Origin of the sequence: Mucilaginibacter sp., from assembly GCF_025359345.1 — a bacterium.
Classification (GTDB): Bacteria; Bacteroidota; Bacteroidia; order Sphingobacteriales; family Sphingobacteriaceae; genus Mucilaginibacter.
In genome coordinates this window covers 96246-116290 of sequence record NZ_JANYGQ010000003.1, presented here as the reverse complement: position 1 = coordinate 116290, position 20045 = coordinate 96246, and the positions used below count along the sequence as shown (strand labels likewise).

The window sequence follows — 20045 nt, the reverse complement described above, 5'->3', positions numbered from 1 at the left end:
CAGGAATTTTATTCCTGTGGTTTTTTAAAATTGTCAGGCGGGGTCGAAACAATCTCGCCAAATTCGTTTACGTAAGCCATCATACTGTCTAAATCGCTACTGCCTGCGTTCTGCTGGCGGTCAAGCTTACGTTGCTCTTTATCTTCTTTTTTCTTCTGCCTGTTTTTTTCGAGTTGCTTCTTCATGAAGGTCGCCTGTGACTTTGCCATATATATTAAAATTTTAGAATAGAAACACCCGTTGCCTAACCACCAAGTGTGGTTGTAAGCCGAAAAGTTATATATCAAAACGGGCTGGAATGACACAAAGGTAGTAAAAAATGGGTGTTTTGTCAAGAATATGGTGTTCGGTGTGCATGTAACTAAATCGGGAATCTTGCTGCCTGCTGTTGTAAATGTAAACTATTTTCGATTACTTTGTATTTCAAAGTACTTTTATATGTTAGATAAGTTTAGGTTTAACCACTGGTATTTCGTCCTGATGTTATTGTTATTTGCCATTGAATTTATAATCGGGGCCGATTTCCACGACACCATTATACGCCCCTATGGCGGTGATTTTTTGGTAGTAATCCTTATTTACTGTTTTGTAAAAAGTTTTATTAATACACCCGTTGTCGGCACAGCTTTGGGCGTTCTATTGTTTTCGTACATGGTGGAGGTTTCGCAATATTTTCATTTGGTAAACTTACTGGGGATGTAGCATTCAAAATTTGCTAAAATAATGCTGGGTACCTCTTTTTCGTTTACTGATCTGCTGGCCTATACGCTTGGCATAGGCCTGGTAATTGTGATTGAGAATTTAAGGCTAAGCATGAAAAACTTTTAAATTAAAATGGAACGTTCTTTTGTTGATAAAGATTCGATAGTACGGCAGATATGGGGAAAGGCCGACACCGTATTATTTATTTTTGCCGGAGCGGCCGCGGAGTTCGCACTGAACAAAGCGGTGGACTGGCTGTATTTTACGGGCCGGTTACCTGCTGATCCGCTTGGCCGCCTATTTTCGACCGTCACCTATTCACGGCAGATCATTTTTTCGGGCGAGGAAGCGGCGTTAAAATCCATAGACCAGATTGCTGCCATACACAAAGGCGTTGAAAAAAATCGTGGCGCTCAAATTCCAGATTGGGCCTATCGCGATGTTTTATTTTTGCTGATCGACTACTCTATCCGGTCGTTTGAGTTACTGGAGCGCAAGCTTGCTATCGCAGAAAAAAAGGAAGTTTTCCAAGTGTTTTATCGTGTGGGCAGCAGGATGAATTTAGCCGGACTGCCCGGAAACTACAACGAGTATTGTATAATGCGGGCTGAACACCTCACGCAAAACCTTATCAGCAGCAAATTTACTATAGACTTATATAGCCAGTATAAAAAATATTTGGGCATGGTAAGATATGCGATACTAAAACAAGTGCAGGTAATACTTGTCCCTGCTAAAGTTAGGGCATTGTTGCCAATTGGAAGCACTAAATGGATAACTCCACTACTGATTCTGTATAAAATGCTGAAGTGGGCTGGATTAGAGAAGCCTTTCAAAAATGCCCTATTGCCCAATGCTTATAAGGAACAAATAAAAGCCATGGATAATGATGGTGTACTTTAAATCCTGCTAATTAAATCACTTAGACCTGCCCCTGTCTTTATTACGCCTAAAAAGCAAACGCCTGGCATAAGCAATTACGTTTTTTAAAACATAAAACTTATGCCAGGCATTTTTGTATCATTAGATTTATATAAAACCAATGATTTAATACGTACAACAGTACCGACTACCAGCCAGAACCTTTTTTAGCATTGCCTGCTTTTATGTGCTCTTCGGCAGTTGCCTTACCCATAATTGCAGCCATTTTGTTGCCTTCGGCGTCTTTTCCTGTTGCGATGTACCTTCCTGATTTAATATCAATTACAGGATCGATCATTGGTACATTTTTAGTTTTTGTTTTTACTGAATACGCAGTAATACCACTTGTTGTTGCCATGATAAGTTTTGTTTTTTTTAAGTAAACCCTTGTAAGGGCATTTTGTTTTTAAATAGGTTTTATAGTATGATATTTTTGAATACCGGAAGCCAAGTTATATAATTATGCTTAACAAACAAATTTAACTTAACCTGAGTTCAGTAATAGTTATTAACAATGTGTAAACCTATAATTAAACCTCCTTTTATTTATGCAAACAAATTTGCCATATAGTTACCTTAATTTGTTAATATTGAAAAGAATTTATACTTAAACTCGGTTAAAATTATGAAAAGAAGAGACTCAAGCATCCTTTACTTAGTGTTGGGGATTTACACACTAATGATAAACTGGCACTATAACCATAACATTATATACCTGTTACTCAGCTACATATTTTGGCCTCTGTATTTAATTTACGAATTGCTTACCGGTGGGCTCTCTCATGGCATGTGGAAAGAGATTCCACTATCATACTTTAAGTAGAAAACCTCATTGGGCGCCCCATTCAGCGAGGCGCCCAAAATGTTAATAAATACGACCTAAAACGCCCGAAGTGTTAAAAAATGTAAAAAACGAAATACTTTATATTAAATTTAGGTAAAAGTCGTTCCTTTGCTAAATAAATATATATGAAGAAAATTTCACTTATTGCTATTTTGTTATCGGGTATTTTATTTCTTGAAAATTGTAAAAAAGACACAGTTGTAGCAACCGCCACCGCTACCAACTTAATGATAGCCAACATAAAAGACAGTACATGGTTTACCGATACTGTAACCTCATCATTAGTATACAATTCAATTGCCAAAACAAAAACTTTTACCTGCGAGGGTACTGCATTTAAAAGAAGGGTAACCCTGTCACTCACAAAGGCCAGTGGCAGCAATACCAGCGGATTTCCGTTAGGTACCTATATTGTTGATAGCACACCAAATGTAGCGTTAGCATTTTCAACACCGAAAAGAAACGATGCCGGAGCTATTGTTTACGTTCCAAATGGCGCCGTTGCCCCCGGCTCTGGTACAGTGGTGGTAACCGCGATCGATTCAGTAAAGAGAGAGATGACAGGCACCTTTAGCTTTACTACACTGGTAAACAACTATGATACCCACGGTAACATAATTTCGGTGTCGATAGCCGTAATTTCGGGTGGTGGATTCAATAAAGTACCTTATAATTTCACCAGTAATTAAAATTTAACGCGCGCAACCAGTGCGCGTTCGGCATAAAAAGGCATGATAACTCCGGTTATTGTGCCTTTTATTTTTCGCGGGCATGCCATCCAAAAACCATATTTAAGGATTTGTTACCTTTGCAAAAATTTGATTTAGATGCTGCAAAAGAATAAAGCTGTTTTTTTAGACCGTGATGGCGTATTGAACCGCGAAATGGGCGACTACGTGCGCCGACTTGAAGATTTCCACATATTAGATAATTTTGAGGCCCTAAAAATTTTACAGAACAAGGGCTATTTGTTATTGGTGGCCACTAACCAGGGCGGCTTGGCCAAAGGTTGGTACACCGAAGATGAGCTTGCCAAAATGCACCTTAGTCTGAAAGAAACGTACCACGCGCACGGCGTTGAGATAACCGACTTTTTTTACTGTCCGCACCATCCCAATTTTACCGGCGACTGTGATTGCCGCAAACCAAAACCAGGGCTGCTGTTACAGGGCATTGAAAAATACAACCTCGACCCGGCAAAATCATACTTTATTGGCGACCGCGAGCGCGATGTAGAAGCAGGAACGGCAGCCGGTGTAAAAGGCATTTTAATAAACAGCGACCAGCCGATTAGTGAGATTTTGGATTTGATCGACTAAAGACAGCGACCAGAGACTGGAGATTAGAGATTAGTTTTTTTCTTGTAGATTTAAAAACAACATTACAACTTTAAAACTTTCCAATATTACAACGACTAAAATGACCCTAAAACGCTATTTAACCAATATCGATTCATTAATAGCAGCCATTATTGGTTTCGTAGTTATTTACCTGTTTACAAAATATAGCGGCGTAGGTATATCGCCCGATTCAATCATGTATGCCAGCACCGCTACTAACCTGCAGGCGCATGGCACCATTATTACTTTCAATAAAGGTCCGCTGGTTTTTTTCCCGGTGTTTTATCCCTTCTTTTTAGCAGTCATCCAGTTTATTACCCGGGTAGACCCCATTGAGGCCGGGGCGATGATTAACGCTACGCTTTTTGCAGCCGTAATATTCACCAGCGGCTGGATAATGGAAAAATTTATTTCGCATTCGCGGATTTACAAGTGGCTGATACTGATTGCCATTATTCTAAGCCCCGGTTTGTTGGAGATTTACACCTACCTGTGGTCTGAAACATTGTTTATTTTCGAAATGCTGTTGTTTATCATTGCTTATTGGCGCTACCTGCAAACGCACAGCACCAAAGCGCTGGTATGGGTGGCTGTTATTGCCGCTATCAGCTGCATTACACGTTATGCCGGTGTAACCGTTATTGGCGCTGGCGGATTGATGCTGTTGCTGGATAACCAACTCGCCATTAAAAAGAAAGTCGGACATATCCTTTTATTTGGGATAATAGGTGTTTCGTTATTGGCCGGCAACCTATTGATGAACAGGATTAACTCCGGCTTAAGTACCGGCACGCGGTATCCTTCAATAACCCCATTTGTTGATAATCTATATTATTTCGGAACCGTAATTTGCGATTGGGGCAGCTTAAGCAAAGCAGCCTATCCATACGCAGCCGTAATCACTTCGGTAGTTTTGCTGGCGCTGATTGGAATCTTATTATGGAAAGCATTCAAAGGCCGCATAAACAGTTACGAAAACATTGTAATCGCCTTTGCTGTTGTTTATGGTCTTTTTATAGTGATATCGGCCAGTATATCCCGGTATGAACGGATTAACAGTCGCCTGCTATCTCCGATGTTTATTCCGCTGCTGATTGCCTGTACAAGCTGGGTACCTGATGTGCTTCGGCTGGTAAAATCAAAAGCTAAATATGCGCTGGCAACTGTCGCCGTACTTTTAATGCTGTCCTTTGAATTCTTCACCGTAAAGACCGACTACCAGCGTTATGATGATGAGTGCGATTATGGCGTACCTGGCTACAGTGATGATGATTGGAACAAATCGGAATTTATAGTATACCTGCGTCATCATCAAAACATGTTTAAACCAGGCATCCCTATTTATACCGATGCCGATGAGGCTGTTTATTTCTTTACCCGGATGTCGTCTACGGTTATCCCCCATAAAGATAATAAAGGCGATGTGCAGCGATTTTATGCGCAAAAGCGCTTTTACCTGATCTGGTTCACTAACCTGTATAATACTGAGCTGATAAGCCTCCCGGATATTATGAAGAACAAAAAGCTGGTGAAGATTGGCAGCGCCAAAGAGGGCGACATTTATTTGTGCGAGGAGAAATAGATTAAATATCTATTATCTTATTGATAATCAAAACAATAAAGCTTTGTCATTGCGAGGAACGAAGCAATCCCGTCGCCATGTCTCGCGAACATGAACAGCGACGAGATTGCCGCATTCGTTCATTACTCTCAATGACAAATTCTTTTTTAATAATTCCAAAGGATGAAGAGGAGAAGTTTTTTACAAAATACCGGTGTACTGGGGATAGTTCCGTTAATATCGGCACCATTTACCACCAAATCATTAGAAGCTGCCTCTTCCCCTACGAACACCCGCAATTTTTGGCTAAACTATCTCCAAAAATTAGCAGAACCTGTATTAACCGCACTTGCCGTCGACCAACTCAAACAAAAAATGCCCGTTGAAGCTAAAGAGCCATCGTTAATAAACGACCGGGCAAAATACACTCATCTTGAAGCTTTTGGCCGCCTGTTATGCGGTATTACTCCATGGTTACAGGCCGAACATATTAATGAAGCTGAAAAACATCTGCAGACCAGGTATTTTAAACTCGTAATAAAAGGAATTGAAAACGCCACCAATCCCGCTGCTAAGGATTATATGAATTGGGGCGACGAAGGTGGACAGCCCCTGGTAGATGCCTCCTTTTTTGCTTATGGTCTTATCCGCTGTCCTAAATTGTGGGAAGCTTTGGATGCCGGCACACGAAAAAATGTAATTGCCGCCCTGCTTAAAACCCGCAAGATAAAACCTCCTGAAAATAACTGGCTACTGTTTGCGGCTATGATCGAGGCTTTCTTCATCACCATAAACCAGCCTTTTGAAATGGCAAGGATTGATTACGCAATTAAACAGCACCAGCTTTGGTATAAAGGTGATGGCCTGTACGGCGATGGTGCGGAATTTCACTGGGATTATTACAACAGTTTTGTAATTCATCCTTATTTGTACGATGTCTTAAAGATTGTGGCAACCAAAGATGAAGCCTTTGAACCAATTAGAAAACAGGTTCTAACCCGCAATCTTCGTTATAGCCAGATACAGGAACGTTTAATTGGATTTGATGGCACTTACCCAATCATAGGCCGATCGATCACTTACCGCACCGGGGCGTTTCATCACCTGGCGAATATGGCTTACAGACAGCAATTGCCAAAAGAGTTAAACCCGGCGCAGGTACGCTGCGCACTAACTACTGTTATTAAAAAAGTGACCGATTCCAAAGAGATGTTTGATGAGAATGGCTGGCTGCGGATCGGGGTTTACGGGCATCAGCCGTCGTTAGCGGAAACGTATATTTCTACGGGTAGTTTATACCTGTGTTCGGCAATTTTGCTACCATTGGGGCTGTCGGAATCGGACTTGTTTTGGAGCAGCTCAAATGAAGATTGGAGCGCTAAAAAAGCTTGGAAAGGCGGCGATTTACACGCTGATCACGCTTTGTAAGTTAGATTCGACAACTTTTAAAAAGTTGTCAAATCACTGAGGAACAGCCAAAATTTAATTTTGCCTTAACGATACCGAAACAAGCAAATCGAAATAAAATTTTGATTTAATAATCCATTCCCTATATTTGCACGCATTATCTATCGTTTTACTATACAAAAAAAATGAACGGTTATACATTATATCATCTGCACCTGCACCATCACCACTATGTGGTGATTAGATAATGTATGTTTCTACGTGAAATAACAACCTTCCGTTTATATTTTTATTATAGTTCCTTTAAAACCAATCAGTGAAAACACTCAAAATAGCTATCCAGAAATCTGGCCGGCTCAACGAAAAATCCGTTGAATTATTAAAAAATTGTGGCTTAAGTTTCGAAAACTACAAAAGCTCGCTTATCTCTCCTGTTTCAAATTTCCCGCTCGAAATTCTTTTTCTGCGCGACGACGATATCCCAGAATATGTTCAGGACGGCATTGCCGACCTGGGTATTGTTGGCGAAAACGTGATACAGGAGACCGAAGTTAAAGTAAGTTACCTGCAGCGCCTTGGCTTTGGCAAATGCTCGCTCAAAATTGCCGTACCTAATAACGACGACATTCAAAATCTTGCCGGACTAAACGGTAAATCGATAGCTACCACCTACCCTGTTATTTTGGGCAAGTTCCTGAAGGAAAATGGGATTACTTCGGACATCCGCACCATTTCAGGCTCAGTTGAAATCTCGCCCGGCCTGGGTTTGGCCGATGCTATTTGCGATTTGGTTTCAACCGGCGGCACGTTAAAAAGCAACGGTTTAAAACCATTTGCCGATGTAATGTCGTCTGAAGCGGTGCTTATTGGCCGCAAAGGCAGCGAAACCGAAGATCTGGTATTGGAATTGATACAACGAATCCAGTCGGTATTGCGGGCTAAGGAAACCAAATACGTGGTATTAAATGTGCACAGGGATAATTTAGCTGCTATAACGGCACTGCTGCCTGGCGTAAAAAGCCCTTCGGTAGTTCCGTTAGCCGAAGAAAACTGGGTTGCGGTACACACCGTAATCCCTGAACGCGATTTTTGGGACAGGATAAGCCAGCTAAAACAAGCAGGTGCACAAGGCATTGTGGTAATGCCGATTGAGAAGATAATATTGTAGGCAAAGCCCTCCGGCCTCCGCTAAATAGCGGAGGAGCAAAAAGGAAGGGTGAGATAATTAACTAACAAAAAGCGCTTTTAAGCCCCCTTTAGGGGGTTTGGGGGCAAAGCGGACGTAACTCCCCTTTAGCGGGATTGGGGGCCTGAGCTATGAAGGTATTTAACTATTTAGACTTAAATAAAAGCGACATTCAACAACTCGTTCAACGCAACGTTGACCCGGCTAACGAAATACGCGCTATTGTTGAAGATGTGATTGCCCATGTTCAGCAAAACGGTGATAGTGCTTTGTTTGATTATGCCCATAAGTTTGACAAGGTTGAACTGGAAAAACTTTATTTGGATAAAGCTGAGCTAACTGAAATTGCATCGTCAGTTTCTGATGAACAGAAAGCAGCGTTAAAGGTGGCTTACAACAACATCTACAAATTTCACCAGGCGCAAATAAAATCCGAAGACAAAGTTGAAACCATGCCCGGTGTTACCTGCTGGCGCGAATTGCGGCCGATCGAAAAGGTAGGGTTGTATATACCCGGTGGTTCGGCGGTGTTACCAAGCACGTTTTTAATGCTGGGCATACCGGCTCAGATAGCAGGCTGCCACGAAATTATGGTTTGTTCGCCACCACAAAAAAATGGCAAGGTAAATGCGTTTATAGCTTACGTGGCGCTGTTGCTGGGAATTGATAAGATATTTCTTGCGGGAGGCTCACAGGCTATCGCCGCCATGGCTTACGGTACGGAAAGCATAGCCAAAGTGGATAAGATATTCGGCCCCGGCAACCAGTTTGTAACCAAGGCTAAAACCATCATCCAGTCGACCACAACAACTGCTATCGATATGCCGGCCGGGCCTTCAGAGGTGCTGGTTATAGCCGACGAAACCGCCAATCCGATTTTTGCCGCTGCCGATTTGCTGGCACAAGCAGAACACGGCATGGATAGCCAGTCGATTTTGGTTTGCACGTCGAAACAAATTGCAGAAGATGTTTTAAATGAACTTGATAAACAACTCGCTGTTTTGCCACGCGCCGAAATTGCAAAAGTTGCCATTGAAAACTCGTACATCGTGGTAACTGGCAATTTGGATGAGGCTATGGATTTCAGCAACCAATACGCACCGGAGCATTTGATATTAGCCACAGCAAATTGGCAACAGATAACTGCAAAAATCATCAATGCTGGTTCGGTATTCCTGGGCAATTTAACGCCTGAGAGTGCCGGGGATTACGCATCCGGCACCAATCACACATTGCCAACCAGTTCGTATGCAAGGGCCTATTCAGGTGTGTCGGTTGATTCATTTGTAAAGAAAATAACCTTTCAACACCTAACCAAAGAAGGGTTGCAAAATATCGGGCCATCAGTTGAAATATTGGCGGAGTTGGAAGGGTTACATGCACATAAAAATGCCGTAAGTGTCCGTTTAAAAGAAGAATAAAGAATAATGTTTAGCATAGATAAATTACTCAGAGAAAATATAAAAAACCTCACCCCCTACTCCTCGGCACGCGATGAGTACCAGGGCGAGGCCAGCGTGTTCCTTGATGCCAATGAAAATGCATTTGGCTCGCCGTTGGAGCAGCAGTACAACCGTTACCCCGATCCGTTACAATTTGAAGTTAAAAAGCGCTTAAGCCAGATTAAAGGCGTGCCACCGCGCAATATATTTTTGGGCAACGGCAGCGATGAGGCGATAGATATCCTTTTCCGCAGCTTTTGTAATCCAGGAGTAGACAACGTTATCCTGGTTCCGCCTACTTATGGCATGTACCAGGTATCAGCTAATATTAATGACATCGCTGTAAAGAATGTGCCGCTTACTGAAGAATTTCAATTGAATTTAGAAGGCATTGCCGAGGCAATTGATGAACATACCAAGTTGATATTTATCTGTTCGCCAAATAATCCTACCGGTAATTCGATAGATCGTACAGATGTTGAAACTTTGCTGGCCAACTTTAGTGGTATTGTGGTGGTTGATGAAGCTTATATCAATTTCAGTCGCCAAAAAACATTTATACAGGAGCTTACAGAATACGCTAACCTTGTTGTTTTGCAAACGCTGTCCAAAGCATGGGGCCTGGCTGGCTTGCGTGTGGGAATGGCCTTCGCAAGCGAAGAGATCATAGAGGTAATGAATAAGGTGAAACCACCATATAACATTAACGAGGCATCGCAACAACTGGCACTACAGGCGCTGGGAAATATTGAGCAAATAAACAGCTGGATTAAAGAGGCTTTGATACAAAGAGACAACTTGGTGCTTGGTTTGAAGCACTTTGACTTTGTAGTCGATATCTACCCGTCGGATGCCAACTTCATCCTGGTAAAAACAACAGATGCAAACGGCATTTACAATTATTTGGTTGATAAGGGGATTATAGTTCGCAATCGTTCGAAAGTGGAACTTTGCGAAGGCTGCCTGCGCATAACCGTTGGTACCGCTGCCGAAAACAACATATTACTCGAAACCTTACAAAACTTTAAATGAGTAACCTGCAAAAAATACTATTTATTGACCGCGACGGTACAATGATTAACGAAACACCCGACGAACAAATCGACTCGTTTGCGAAGCTTACTTTTTACCCTGGTGCTTTGCAATACCTGCCCAAGATAGCCAAAGAGCTGGATTTTGAACTGGTAATGGTTACCAACCAGGATGGTTTGGGAACTGCATCATATCCCGAGGATACATTTTGGCCGGTACAAAACATGGTGTTAAAGACGTTTGCGAACGAAGGTGTTGTATTCTCCAATATTTGCGTCGACCGGACTTTTCCTGCTGAAAATGCGCCTACCCGCAAGCCCGGCACCGGCATGCTTACCCAGTATTTTGATGCTGAAAAATACGATTTAAAAAACTCGTTTACCATTGGAGACCGCAAAAACGATGTGCTGCTTGGGCATAATTTGGGCGCAAAGGCTATTTGGTTGAATAACGGCTCAAACATGGGTGGCGCAGAGTTTAAGGCTGGGGAAGAAGAAATTGTACACCAAACCGCTGTACTCCAAACCACCGACTGGCAAAAGGTTTACGAATTTCTAAAGCTTGGTCAGCGCGTTTTTGAACACCGCCGCAGCACTAAGGAAACTGATATCTACATAAAAATAAACCTGGACGGCAAAGGCGACGCGAAGGTATCAACCGGCGTCCACTTTTTCGACCATATGCTTGACCAGATTGCCCGCCACGGAAGTATTGATTTGGAAATTGTTGCCAATGGCGATTTGCATATTGATGAACACCACACCATCGAGGATACAGGCATTGCCCTTGGTGAAGTATTTGCATTAGCCTTAGGCAATAAAAAAGGCATTGAACGCTATGGATTTTGCCTACCGATGGACGATTGCCTGGCACAGGTGGCTATTGATTTTGGCGGCCGCAACTGGATTGTTTGGGATGCAGAATTTAAACGAGAAAAAATCGGCGAAATGCCGACGGAAATGTTCTTCCACTTTTTTAAATCGTTCAGCGATGCGGCAAAGGCCAACCTGAACATAAAAGCCGAAGGCGAAAACGAGCACCATAAAATTGAGGCTATATTTAAGGCCTTTGCTAAAGCAATAAAAATGGCTGTAAAACGTGATGTAAATAATATGGTTTTACCAAGCACTAAAGGATTACTGTAGAGGCCCCCTAACCCCCTAAAGGGGGAATTTTGATTAGCATGAATGAAATAAAGCAGGAAAGTAATTTGCGAGACACCTCCCCCTTTAGGGGGCCGGGGGGCATTGGAATAATACAATACGGCGCCGGAAACATCTTCTCTTTAACTGCTGCTTTGGAGCGGTTGGGTATTCCGTATGGAATGATAAATAAGGAAGAAGATTTCGAACAATACGACCGCTATATAATTCCCGGTGTAGGGCATGCAGGAGCTGCAATGGCTAAATTGGAGCACACAGGACTGGTACCGTCGATCAAAGCGCTTAAAAAGCCTGTATTGGGCATTTGTGTGGGCATGCAGTTACTTACCTCGTATTCCGAAGAGGGTGATTCGAAGTTGCTCGATTTATTCCCGATAAAGACTTTGAAATTTGCAGGCGATACTAATTTTAAAGTACCGCATACCGGTTGGAACCAGGTTTTTCCGGAAATGGGAAATGCACTTTTTGAAAATATTCCTAACGGTTCACATTTTTACTTTGTACATTCATACTTTATTGAGTATAATGTTACATACACTTTATCGTCAACAACTTACATAAACAAATTTTCGGCATCAATTATGCGGGATAATTTTTATGGAGTGCAATTCCATCCCGAAAAATCAGGCGCGTATGGTGAAACCTTACTAAAAAACTTTTCTAAAATTTAAAAAGACATGTACATTATCCCGGCAATTGATATTTTAAACAAAAAGGTTGTGCGCCTGCGTGAAGGCGACTATAACCAGGTAACTGAATACGATGTTTCCCTGGAAGAGATGATAGAAAGATATCAATCGAATGGCACCAATTTCATCCACATCATCGACCTTAACGGCGCTAAAAACGACTTCAGCAATCAGGAATACCTGTTTGACGTAATCCACAAAACCGATATGAAGGTTCAGTACGGTGGCGGTATCCGCAGTATTGAAAAAGTTAAAGAGCTGATCGATTCGGGAGTCCATCGCGTTATCGTTGGTACGCAAGCGTTAACCAACCCATCGTTTTTGCCCGAACTAAGCAAAGCAGTTTGTGGTAAGGACAAGTGTTCTGACCAGGTGGTAATTGCTATTGACGTGCTGGACGAGGTAATTAAATATTCCGGCTGGATGGAAAGTTCGCCCATAAAATTAATGGATTACGTTGATAAATGCCTTCAGCTCGGCTTTTTCCGCTTCTTATGTACCGATATTGATAAAGACGGCAAACTTGGCGGCGCCGGAATAAAGCTTTACGAAAAACTGCTTGACCACTCCCCTTTCATTAAACTTATTGCATCAGGCGGCGTAAGCTCGATGGACGATATTGAGCAATTAAGCAATATCAAGGTTGAATCGTGCGTAGTGGGTAAAGCTATTTATGAAGGACATATTACAATAGAGGACGTAAAGCACTGGAACCTCGAATCACTAATTTCCATATAATTATTGTCATTGCGAGGAGGAACGACGAAGCAACCTCGTCGCAATGCATATCTATTATATCTTCGACGAGATTGCTTCGTTCCTCGCAATGACAAAAGTGAAATAATGCTTAGTAAAAGAATAATCCCCTGTTTAGATGTTAAAGATGGCAGAACCGTTAAAGGTGTAAACTTCGTCGACCTGCGTGACGCAGGCGACCCTGTTGAGCTTGCCTGGAATTACTCGCAGCAGGGAGCAGATGAACTGGTATTTTTAGATATTACAGCAACGGTTGAGCGCCGCAAAACGATGGTGGAACTGGTGAAGTCTGTTGCACGGCAAATAAACATACCATTCACAATTGGCGGTGGCATTAATGAAATTGCTGATGCTGATGCGCTTTTAAATGCAGGGGCAGATAAAATTTCTATCAATTCCGCGGCCGTGCGTAATCCGGCATTGATTGATGAATTGGCCAGAGCGTTTGGTGTTCAGTTTGTGGTGATAGCCGTTGATACAAGGGTCATAGCAGGTAAAAATATCGTCCACTTAAATGGAGGCCGTGTACCAACCGAAAAGGAAACATTGGATTGGATAATGGAAGCAGAAAGCCGCGGCGCAGGCGAAATATTACTAACCTCGATGGATCACGACGGTACTAAAGCAGGGTTTGATAATCGCTTTTTAAAGGAAGTAAACAATGCAGTAAATATCCCGGTAATCGCTTCTGGTGGCGCCGGCTCTGTGCAGGATTTTATAGACGTATTTAAACAAAGTAATGTCGACGCGGCTTTGGCTGCTTCTGTCTTTCACTATGGAGAGATATTGATACCGGATTTGAAGAAGGTTTTAAGAGCGAATAATATTGAGGTGAGGGAAGTGTAATAAATTAAAAATCAACCAACTTTGTCATTGCGAGGAGGAACGACGAAGCAACCTCGTCGTCGTGCATGACGAATGATGTAGCGACGAGATTGCTTCGTTCCTCGCAATGACAAAGAGGATTAGCATAAAAGATAAATGAACATCGATTTCAACAAGTCAGACGGGTTAGTACCCGTAATAATACAGGACGAGCAAACCCTTGAAGTGCTGATGCTTGGCTACATGAACCAGGAAGCCTACGATAAAACCGTCCAGGAAAATATTGTAACGTTTTACTCGCGTTCGAAAAACCGTTTGTGGACAAAAGGCGAAACCAGCAATAACTTTTTACATGTAAAGAGCATCGACATTGATTGCGATAACGATACCCTGCTGATAAAAGTGAAAGCAGATGGCCCCACCTGCCATACCGGGTCGCGAAGCTGTTTTAAAACAGAATACAACCAGAACTTTATACTGCAACTGGAAGCCATTGTTGCCGACAGGTATGAAAACCCGCAGGAAGGTTCGTACATCAATAAGCTACGGAATAAAGGACTGAACAAAATAGCCCAAAAAGTTGGCGAAGAAGGCGTTGAAACCGTTATAGCAGCCCTGGCCGAAACGGAAACCGATTTGATAAACGAATCATCCGACCTTGTATTCCACCTGCTGGTACTACTGCGCGAAAAAGGCCTAAGCCTGGAGCAGATTGCAAAAAATTTAGAAGGAAGACATAAATAAGTCCATAGTCGATAGTCCATAGTCCATAGTAAAATGTGGAGCCTATGGACTATGATCTATGGTCTATCGACTAAAATCATGACCGTAGAAAAAACAGCAGAACTTACCGGCCACGGCAACCCCATATTTACGCTAGAGCTGTCGCAAAAGCCGGGAATATTATTTACCGGCGGTAACGATAAAGGCCTTGTTGAATGGAGCCTGAAGGATAATTCATTTATAAAGGTGATGTTCCAAGTAGCTGCCTCTATTTACGCGGTACATGGCCCGGTTGAGCTTCCCCTGTTATTTACCGGATTACGCAACGGCGACGTATTGGTGTTTGATTTCATGAAACAACAGCTGCAGCCTGCGCTTAAACATCATCAAAAACCAATATTTGATATAAAGTCGGTAAATAAAAAGATGGAATTGCTGGTTGCTTCTGAAGATGGCACAGTATCTGTCTGGAGCATGGAGACCTTTGAATTACTGCACACCATCAAGGTTTCGAAAGATACGATAAGGTGTATCGCTGTATCTCCTGACGAAAAACAAGTGGCCTTTGGCTGCAGGAACAATCAAATTCAAATCTATGATCTGGAAGATTATTCGCTGCTGAAAACATTAAACGGGCATACCATGGCGGTCTTTTCACTCCAGTATGCGCCTGATGGCAGCTACCTGTTATCCGGTGGGCGTGATGCACAGGTAAAAGTATGGGATACTGTATCGTACAATCTTTTGCACAACATCCCAGCCCATTTATTTGCTGTGAATAGCATCGCTTTCCACCGGGAGCAACCTTATTTTGCCACCGGCAGCATGGACAAAAGCATCAAAATTTGGGGGGCTGATGATTTTAAGCTTTATAAAAATATCAGCCGCGAAAAGGGCTATGCAGGTCACCAGCTGTCAATAAACAAGCTCGCCTGGAATGGCAACCAGCTATTATCCGTTAGCGATGATAAAAAAGTAATTGTTTGGGAAGTTAACTTCGGCAGTTAAAACATTCTTTTAACCGTGGTTAATTTGTGAGTATAGCGTTTCAATTCGTCAGAAAAGATTCCCTTTTCGTCGATAGCGTCAATTTTCACCTTGCCCGAAGCATGGATGATCTTCTCGTTATTCAGCATAATACCTACGTGCACGATTGCGCCGTCGGCATTTTCAAAAAAGGCAAGATCGCCAAGTTTAGAATCATGCAGCGAATTCAAGGCATAACCCTGCCCCTCCTGCATCCTGGCGTCGCGCAGCAAGTTAAATCCCTGCGAACGGAACACCGCCTGCGTAAAGCCCGAACAATCTATACCGAAATGTGTGCGCCCGCCCCATAAATAGGGCGTATTCAAAAACGAAGTAGCGGTTACAGCCATATTTTCGGTTTCACCAATTTCGCCTATAATTTCAAATTTCTCATCACCGATCCGACAGGTAGTGCCCTCTATAAAAGAAAGGGAACTACCCATTGGGAGATAAAGAATGCTGTTATTATTTATTTTCCAGGCTTGGGTTACGGCCCTGTGTGTTATTGGTGGCGGCGTTTGTTTAATACGTTTATAAGCAAGATGTCCCAGCATATTGAATTGTAGCCGCCCTATCCAACCCGGGTAATCATCAATTGAAGTAATAATTTTTACCCAGTTATCTTTCCACTCGGTAATCTCAAAGGTTTCCCCAAATAAAACCTGCGACACCTGCTCGCTTTTATCGCTTGCTTCGGCCCGCATGGGGATAACAGAAAGATTACAGATACCGTATTCCATATTAGAAAGGCTTAGTACGGGTTTAATTGGTTATTGTTACAACATACAAAAAAAAGGGGAAAGTTTATTAAACTGTCCCCTTTTTATATTTGTAACAGACTTGTTACTCCCCCATATGGAGCCATTCCTTTTTTGCAAGTAACTCTTCTTTGGTTTCACGTATATCTTCGTCGTCCACGCAGCAGTCAACAGGGCAAACAGCAGCACACTGGGGTTCGTCGTGAAAGCCAACACATTCGGTACATTTATCAGGAACTATATAATAGATATCATCAGATAACGCAGCTTGTGTTTCCTCTGCGTTAAGTGTATTGCCGTCGCCAAAATCAATTAACCCCTTCAATCCCGTCCCATCCGAAAAACGCCAGGCAGCGCCGGCATCGTAAATGGCGTTATTAGGGCATTCAGGCTCGCAAGCTCCGCAGTTTATACATTCATCGGTGATTTTAATCGCCATATTTCTTTAATCTTATAATCTCAATTAACTTTGCCCGCTATTAACAAGCTCGCAAATATAACAAAAAAAGATTTTAAGGGTTTAAATCCTTACCATTTATATGTCAAATTTTGATAAAACAAAGCTAATTGAAGTATTTAGCACGCTCGGCAAAAGTCTATATAACCCAGACCCGGAACTGAAAGCAATCATAGAAACCGAAAGACAATATAACGCATGGTTTACCTCCGAAAACGTTTTGCAAGCGATAACATCCATCAGCAAAATGCTAAACCGGGCAGATTTAACGGAATGGCTTAACAGCTATAAGTTAACTGAAAACCGGTCCGCAAAAAAAATTGGACTGATATTAGCCGGAAATATACCTTTAGTTGGCTTCCACGATGTTTTGTGCGTGCTGGCAACCGGAAACTTTGCATTGATAAAGGCCTCGTCGCAAGATTCACGATTAATAAAGCACATTTTACACTTGCTGGCTGATATTGAACCTGCATATAGCCAGCAATACGAGTTTGTTGAACGACTCGAAAATTTTGATGCTGTAATTGCCACCGGCAGCAACAACACGTCGCGCTATTTTGATTATTACTTTGGCAAAGTGCCTAATATCATCCGCAAAAACAGGAACAGCGTGGCCGTGTTAACCGGCGATGAAACCACGGAACAGCTTAACAACTTAGGGCACGATATTTTTGACTACTTCGGCCTTGGTTGTCGTAACGTATCAAAACTAATGGTACCGAAGGGCTATAATTTTAATTTCTTTTTTGAGTCGATACAAACATTCGAGCCAATTATCCATCATAATAAATACAATAACAATTATGGATACAACCGGTCGATATACCTGGTGGGCAACGAACAGCATTTGGATAATAACTTTTTGTTACTGAAGGAAAACCCGTCACTGTCTTCGCCCCTTGCGGTTATATTTTATGAGTATTATGATGATTTGGAATCGGCTGAAAGGCTTTTACAGGTGCAAACCGACATTATTCAGTGCGTAGTGAGTAATGCCAAATTAAATGTACCCAATCAATTGGTACCCTTCGGCCAAAGCCAGCAACCCGCGTTATGGGATTATGCCGATAATGTGGATACCATGGAGTTTCTTATTAGCATATAGTTGATGGTTCATAGTTCATAGCAGCTACTCTCCGGCCATAAACTATGAACCATTAACTATGAACTAAAGAGTCAATTCTCTTTCCCCGACAGCGTTAATGGAGTCCAGGGATACGCCTGGTATAAAACGTAGCTACCTTTTTCATCAGTTGCTGAATCAACACGCTGCATGCGCTTGCCTTGCCAAACCCATACGTGCTTCCAGTTGGGCGACACATAGGTTTTAAGGGTTAACGGCAAATCGTACATGCCTCTGTAAAGAGGAGAGGAAAGTTTGATGGTAAGCTTATCTCCCGTCTTACTTTCTTCCAATTTAGTATATTCCTTTTGGTGCATGTACCTGGCAACATCGCCAAAAGTGGCAATCCATAAATCTTTTTGATTGTTTTTAATATACTGAAAATATTCATCGAGCATGGCGTGGGGCAACGGTTCGTAACCAAGATTATCCACGCCGTGAAATACAAGTACGAGCCAGGTGTTATTTTTTGCAACTGCAGTATCAACCCACGATTCCATTAGCGGTAGCGGTGTTTTGGTAGTGGCCCCGCGCTGCCATTGGATATAGCTCTTATCCGTTGTACCGGGCGTTTGTTTGCTTGCCCGGTCAATTTCTTTCAGCCATGGTTCCGGCATTCGGTTACGCAGCACCGGGTAAATTTTATATGCAATTTTCATCACCCGTTCGTCTTCGTAACCGTAAGGCACCTCCGTAGAAAAAGTAGACCTCACCCCCATTTTATCCCTGATCTCTTCCTTACTTTTCTCCAGTTCGTATGCAATATTCACCGAATCCAGGCCCGGCATGCTGGCATGGGTGATAGAGTGGCTTGCAATTTCGTACCCGCGACCGCTGTAGCTTCTTAAATCGTCCCAGGTAAGACCATCTTCCTGCAAAACCTCGTCGCAAGGCTGGTAACCGGGCTGAAAATCACCATTGCGGACTTTTTGATAAAGTGTATCCATCACCTTAAATGCGTGCTCTCTTCGTTTTACGTTATCGTACAAACTGGCAGCTCTGGTAACATAAGTAATGGTGCCTTTATATCCGAGGTATCCCCCGGCCGAGCTGCGTTCGAAAAAGTTTTTTTCGTTTGTGGGGATAGTCGCCGATTCTTTAATGATGGTTTTTACCGGCCTGCCGATAAACTTTCCATGATATTTTGAACCAGGAATGCCCCCGGTTATCACAAAAAATGTTGCCGGCAATTTAAGCCGTTCCATTATAGGCAACGCATGCTTAAACTGGTTAATAGAGCCATCGTCGTAAGTAAGTGATACTGCACCGTTTTTGCCGAATTGCCATTTGGTTATTTCGGTTTTACCAATGGCAGCTTGCTGAGCATTTACTGTAATGACTTGCAAATAGATAACGGCAAGCGTGACGAAGGTTTTAACTGCTGCATTCATAACTCAAATTTAACCGAATTACAACAGGTTGAAAACATTAGCACAAATATTACAATTGTGCAGATCGTTACATGCTTAAATTGATGCCGATACTTTTGCCGTTAAAGCCGATGGGATTCTTTTCCAGAAACCGGCGTAGTTTGTTACCATCGCTCCGGTGAGTGCTGTACATGGTACCGTCAAACAGCAACAAAAACGCACCCTGGATTATTAGCGACGAGCCATAACCCTTTAACTGGCCTGAATTGCGGTTATCTCCGCGATTTTTAAGAATAATCCCTGTGCCGATATACGCCAAATCAAGTCCGCCGTTTATTAAAAAAATGCGTTCAATTTTCTGTTGGGCTTTCAGGCTTTCAGCGGCGGTGAGTTGTTTGCCTGCATTATTTTTCGCACCGGTATATCCTAATATTGCGGCACCCAGGTTGGCTGCACCCCAAATGGTGGTCATCTGGTAAAAGTATTTATTTTGGCCGCCCTTCGAGTTTGCCCAGCCGGCAGCACCAACGCCGATATTGGCAATTGCCCAACTGCCTAAAACCGTCATACCTGTGGTGGTGATGTTATTTCGTGAATAGTTGAAGGTTTTGAGGGAATCCTGGGCGTAGGCGCATGAAGTAAATAATGCACAAAAGCAGAAACAGCTAATGACGATTTTGTACATATGGAGTTTTTATTTAAAGAAAATTCCCGACT

General features: G+C 42.5%; 23 protein-coding genes. 17 read left to right on the top strand and 6 right to left on the bottom strand.

Annotated elements, in window-relative coordinates; genetic code table 11:
• Positions 1–8: 8 nt before the first annotated feature.
• Positions 9–209 (bottom strand): hypothetical protein, encoded by a 201-nt coding sequence (locus tag Q0R52_RS01525; protein WP_252791923.1) that lies wholly within the window; start codon positions 207–209, stop codon positions 9–11.
• A gap of 229 nt (positions 210–438) precedes the next feature.
• On the opposite strand from Q0R52_RS01525, the gene Q0R52_RS01520 reads away from it, so the two are divergent.
• Together Q0R52_RS01520 and Q0R52_RS01515 are read left to right on the top strand one after the other, a co-directional pair.
• Positions 439–702 carry a DUF2809 domain-containing protein gene (locus tag Q0R52_RS01520; protein WP_295791406.1) on the top strand — a complete coding sequence of 88 codons (264 nt, stop codon included), beginning with the start codon at positions 439–441 and terminating at the stop codon, positions 700–702.
• Positions 703–834: 132 nt separating this feature from the next.
• Positions 835–1605 carry an oxygenase MpaB family protein gene (locus Q0R52_RS01515; RefSeq protein ID WP_295791404.1) on the top strand — a complete coding sequence of 257 codons (771 nt, stop codon included), beginning with the start codon at positions 835–837 and terminating at the stop codon, positions 1603–1605.
• Between the two features lie 166 nt (positions 1606–1771).
• On the opposite strand, the gene Q0R52_RS01510 is transcribed toward Q0R52_RS01515, so the two are convergent.
• Positions 1772–1981, bottom strand: a complete 210-nt coding sequence (locus Q0R52_RS01510; protein WP_252791920.1) for a hypothetical protein — start codon at positions 1979–1981, stop codon at positions 1772–1774.
• A 267-nt stretch (positions 1982–2248) separates the two neighbouring features.
• Here Q0R52_RS01510 and Q0R52_RS01505 point away from each other — a divergent pair, with 267 nt between their 5' ends.
• The 14 genes from Q0R52_RS01505 to Q0R52_RS01440 all read left to right on the top strand — a co-directional run bounded on the left by Q0R52_RS01505 (position 2249) and on the right by Q0R52_RS01440 (position 15599).
• Complete coding sequence (locus Q0R52_RS01505; protein ID WP_252791919.1) at positions 2249–2446, top strand: hypothetical protein; 198 nt, start codon at positions 2249–2251, stop codon at positions 2444–2446.
• Positions 2447–2592: 146 nt separating this feature from the next.
• On the top strand, positions 2593–3156 hold the full coding sequence (locus Q0R52_RS01500) for a DUF6252 family protein (protein ID WP_295791400.1): 564 nt from the start codon (positions 2593–2595) through the stop codon (positions 3154–3156).
• 138 nt (positions 3157–3294) lie between these two features.
• The gene (locus Q0R52_RS01495; RefSeq protein WP_295791397.1) at positions 3295–3786 is read left to right on the top strand and encodes an HAD family hydrolase; all 492 of its coding nucleotides are present in this window, start codon (positions 3295–3297) and stop codon (positions 3784–3786) included.
• A 100-nt stretch (positions 3787–3886) separates the two neighbouring features.
• Positions 3887–5389, top strand: a complete 1503-nt coding sequence (locus tag Q0R52_RS01490; RefSeq protein ID WP_295791395.1) for a hypothetical protein — start codon at positions 3887–3889, stop codon at positions 5387–5389.
• 162 nt (positions 5390–5551) lie between these two features.
• Positions 5552–6796 carry a DUF2264 domain-containing protein gene (locus Q0R52_RS01485; protein WP_295791394.1) on the top strand — a complete coding sequence of 415 codons (1245 nt, stop codon included), beginning with the start codon at positions 5552–5554 and terminating at the stop codon, positions 6794–6796.
• Between the two features lie 295 nt (positions 6797–7091).
• Positions 7092–7943 (top strand): ATP phosphoribosyltransferase, encoded by an 852-nt coding sequence (gene hisG, locus Q0R52_RS01480; RefSeq protein WP_295791391.1) that lies wholly within the window; start codon positions 7092–7094, stop codon positions 7941–7943.
• Positions 7944–8092: 149 nt separating this feature from the next.
• Positions 8093–9382 carry a histidinol dehydrogenase gene (hisD, locus tag Q0R52_RS01475; RefSeq protein WP_295791390.1) on the top strand — a complete coding sequence of 430 codons (1290 nt, stop codon included), beginning with the start codon at positions 8093–8095 and terminating at the stop codon, positions 9380–9382.
• Between the two features lie 6 nt (positions 9383–9388).
• Entirely contained in the window at positions 9389–10435 is a 1047-nt protein-coding gene (hisC, locus tag Q0R52_RS01470; protein ID WP_295791388.1) for a histidinol-phosphate transaminase, read from the top strand.
• Positions 10432–11580: a bifunctional histidinol-phosphatase/imidazoleglycerol-phosphate dehydratase HisB gene (gene hisB, locus Q0R52_RS01465; RefSeq protein WP_295791386.1), complete on the top strand. Its 1149-nt coding sequence runs from the start codon at positions 10432–10434 to the stop codon at positions 11578–11580. The genes hisC and hisB overlap by 4 nt, the downstream gene beginning before the upstream one ends.
• A 38-nt stretch (positions 11581–11618) precedes the next feature.
• Positions 11619–12269 carry an imidazole glycerol phosphate synthase subunit HisH gene (gene hisH, locus Q0R52_RS01460; protein WP_295791384.1) on the top strand — a complete coding sequence of 217 codons (651 nt, stop codon included), beginning with the start codon at positions 11619–11621 and terminating at the stop codon, positions 12267–12269.
• 6 nt (positions 12270–12275) lie between these two features.
• Positions 12276–13025 carry a 1-(5-phosphoribosyl)-5-[(5-phosphoribosylamino)methylideneamino] imidazole-4-carboxamide isomerase gene (locus tag Q0R52_RS01455; protein WP_252791909.1) on the top strand — a complete coding sequence of 250 codons (750 nt, stop codon included), beginning with the start codon at positions 12276–12278 and terminating at the stop codon, positions 13023–13025.
• A 105-nt stretch (positions 13026–13130) separates the two neighbouring features.
• Entirely contained in the window at positions 13131–13889 is a 759-nt protein-coding gene (hisF, locus tag Q0R52_RS01450; RefSeq protein ID WP_295791382.1) for an imidazole glycerol phosphate synthase subunit HisF, read from the top strand.
• A 135-nt stretch (positions 13890–14024) separates the two neighbouring features.
• Positions 14025–14612, top strand: coding sequence for a bifunctional phosphoribosyl-AMP cyclohydrolase/phosphoribosyl-ATP diphosphatase HisIE (hisIE, locus tag Q0R52_RS01445; protein ID WP_295791380.1), 588 nt, complete (start codon positions 14025–14027; stop codon positions 14610–14612).
• A 78-nt stretch (positions 14613–14690) separates the two neighbouring features.
• Positions 14691–15599 (top strand): WD40 repeat domain-containing protein, encoded by a 909-nt coding sequence (locus tag Q0R52_RS01440; protein WP_295791379.1) that lies wholly within the window; start codon positions 14691–14693, stop codon positions 15597–15599.
• Here Q0R52_RS01440 and Q0R52_RS01435 read toward each other — a convergent pair.
• Together Q0R52_RS01435 and Q0R52_RS01430 are read right to left on the bottom strand one after the other, a co-directional pair.
• Positions 15596–16357, bottom strand: coding sequence for a C40 family peptidase (locus tag Q0R52_RS01435; protein ID WP_295791377.1), 762 nt, complete (start codon positions 16355–16357; stop codon positions 15596–15598). The two genes, Q0R52_RS01440 and Q0R52_RS01435, sit on opposite strands and share 4 nt — an antisense overlap.
• A gap of 103 nt (positions 16358–16460) precedes the next feature.
• On the bottom strand, positions 16461–16814 hold the full coding sequence (locus Q0R52_RS01430; protein WP_252791905.1) for a 4Fe-4S dicluster domain-containing protein: 354 nt from the start codon (positions 16812–16814) through the stop codon (positions 16461–16463).
• A gap of 100 nt (positions 16815–16914) precedes the next feature.
• Here Q0R52_RS01430 and Q0R52_RS01425 point away from each other — a divergent pair, with 100 nt between their 5' ends.
• On the top strand, positions 16915–17940 hold the full coding sequence (locus tag Q0R52_RS01425; RefSeq protein WP_295791371.1) for an acyl-CoA reductase: 1026 nt from the start codon (positions 16915–16917) through the stop codon (positions 17938–17940).
• A gap of 71 nt (positions 17941–18011) precedes the next feature.
• Here the strand turns inward: Q0R52_RS01425 and Q0R52_RS01420 are convergent, their stop codons facing one another.
• Together Q0R52_RS01420 and Q0R52_RS01415 are read right to left on the bottom strand one after the other, a co-directional pair.
• Positions 18012–19349 carry a polysaccharide deacetylase family protein gene (locus Q0R52_RS01420; RefSeq protein WP_295791364.1) on the bottom strand — a complete coding sequence of 446 codons (1338 nt, stop codon included), beginning with the start codon at positions 19347–19349 and terminating at the stop codon, positions 18012–18014.
• 67 nt (positions 19350–19416) lie between these two features.
• Positions 19417–20013, bottom strand: a complete 597-nt coding sequence (locus Q0R52_RS01415) for a hypothetical protein (RefSeq protein ID WP_295791361.1) — start codon at positions 20011–20013, stop codon at positions 19417–19419.
• Between the last annotated feature and the right edge of the window lie 32 nt (positions 20014–20045).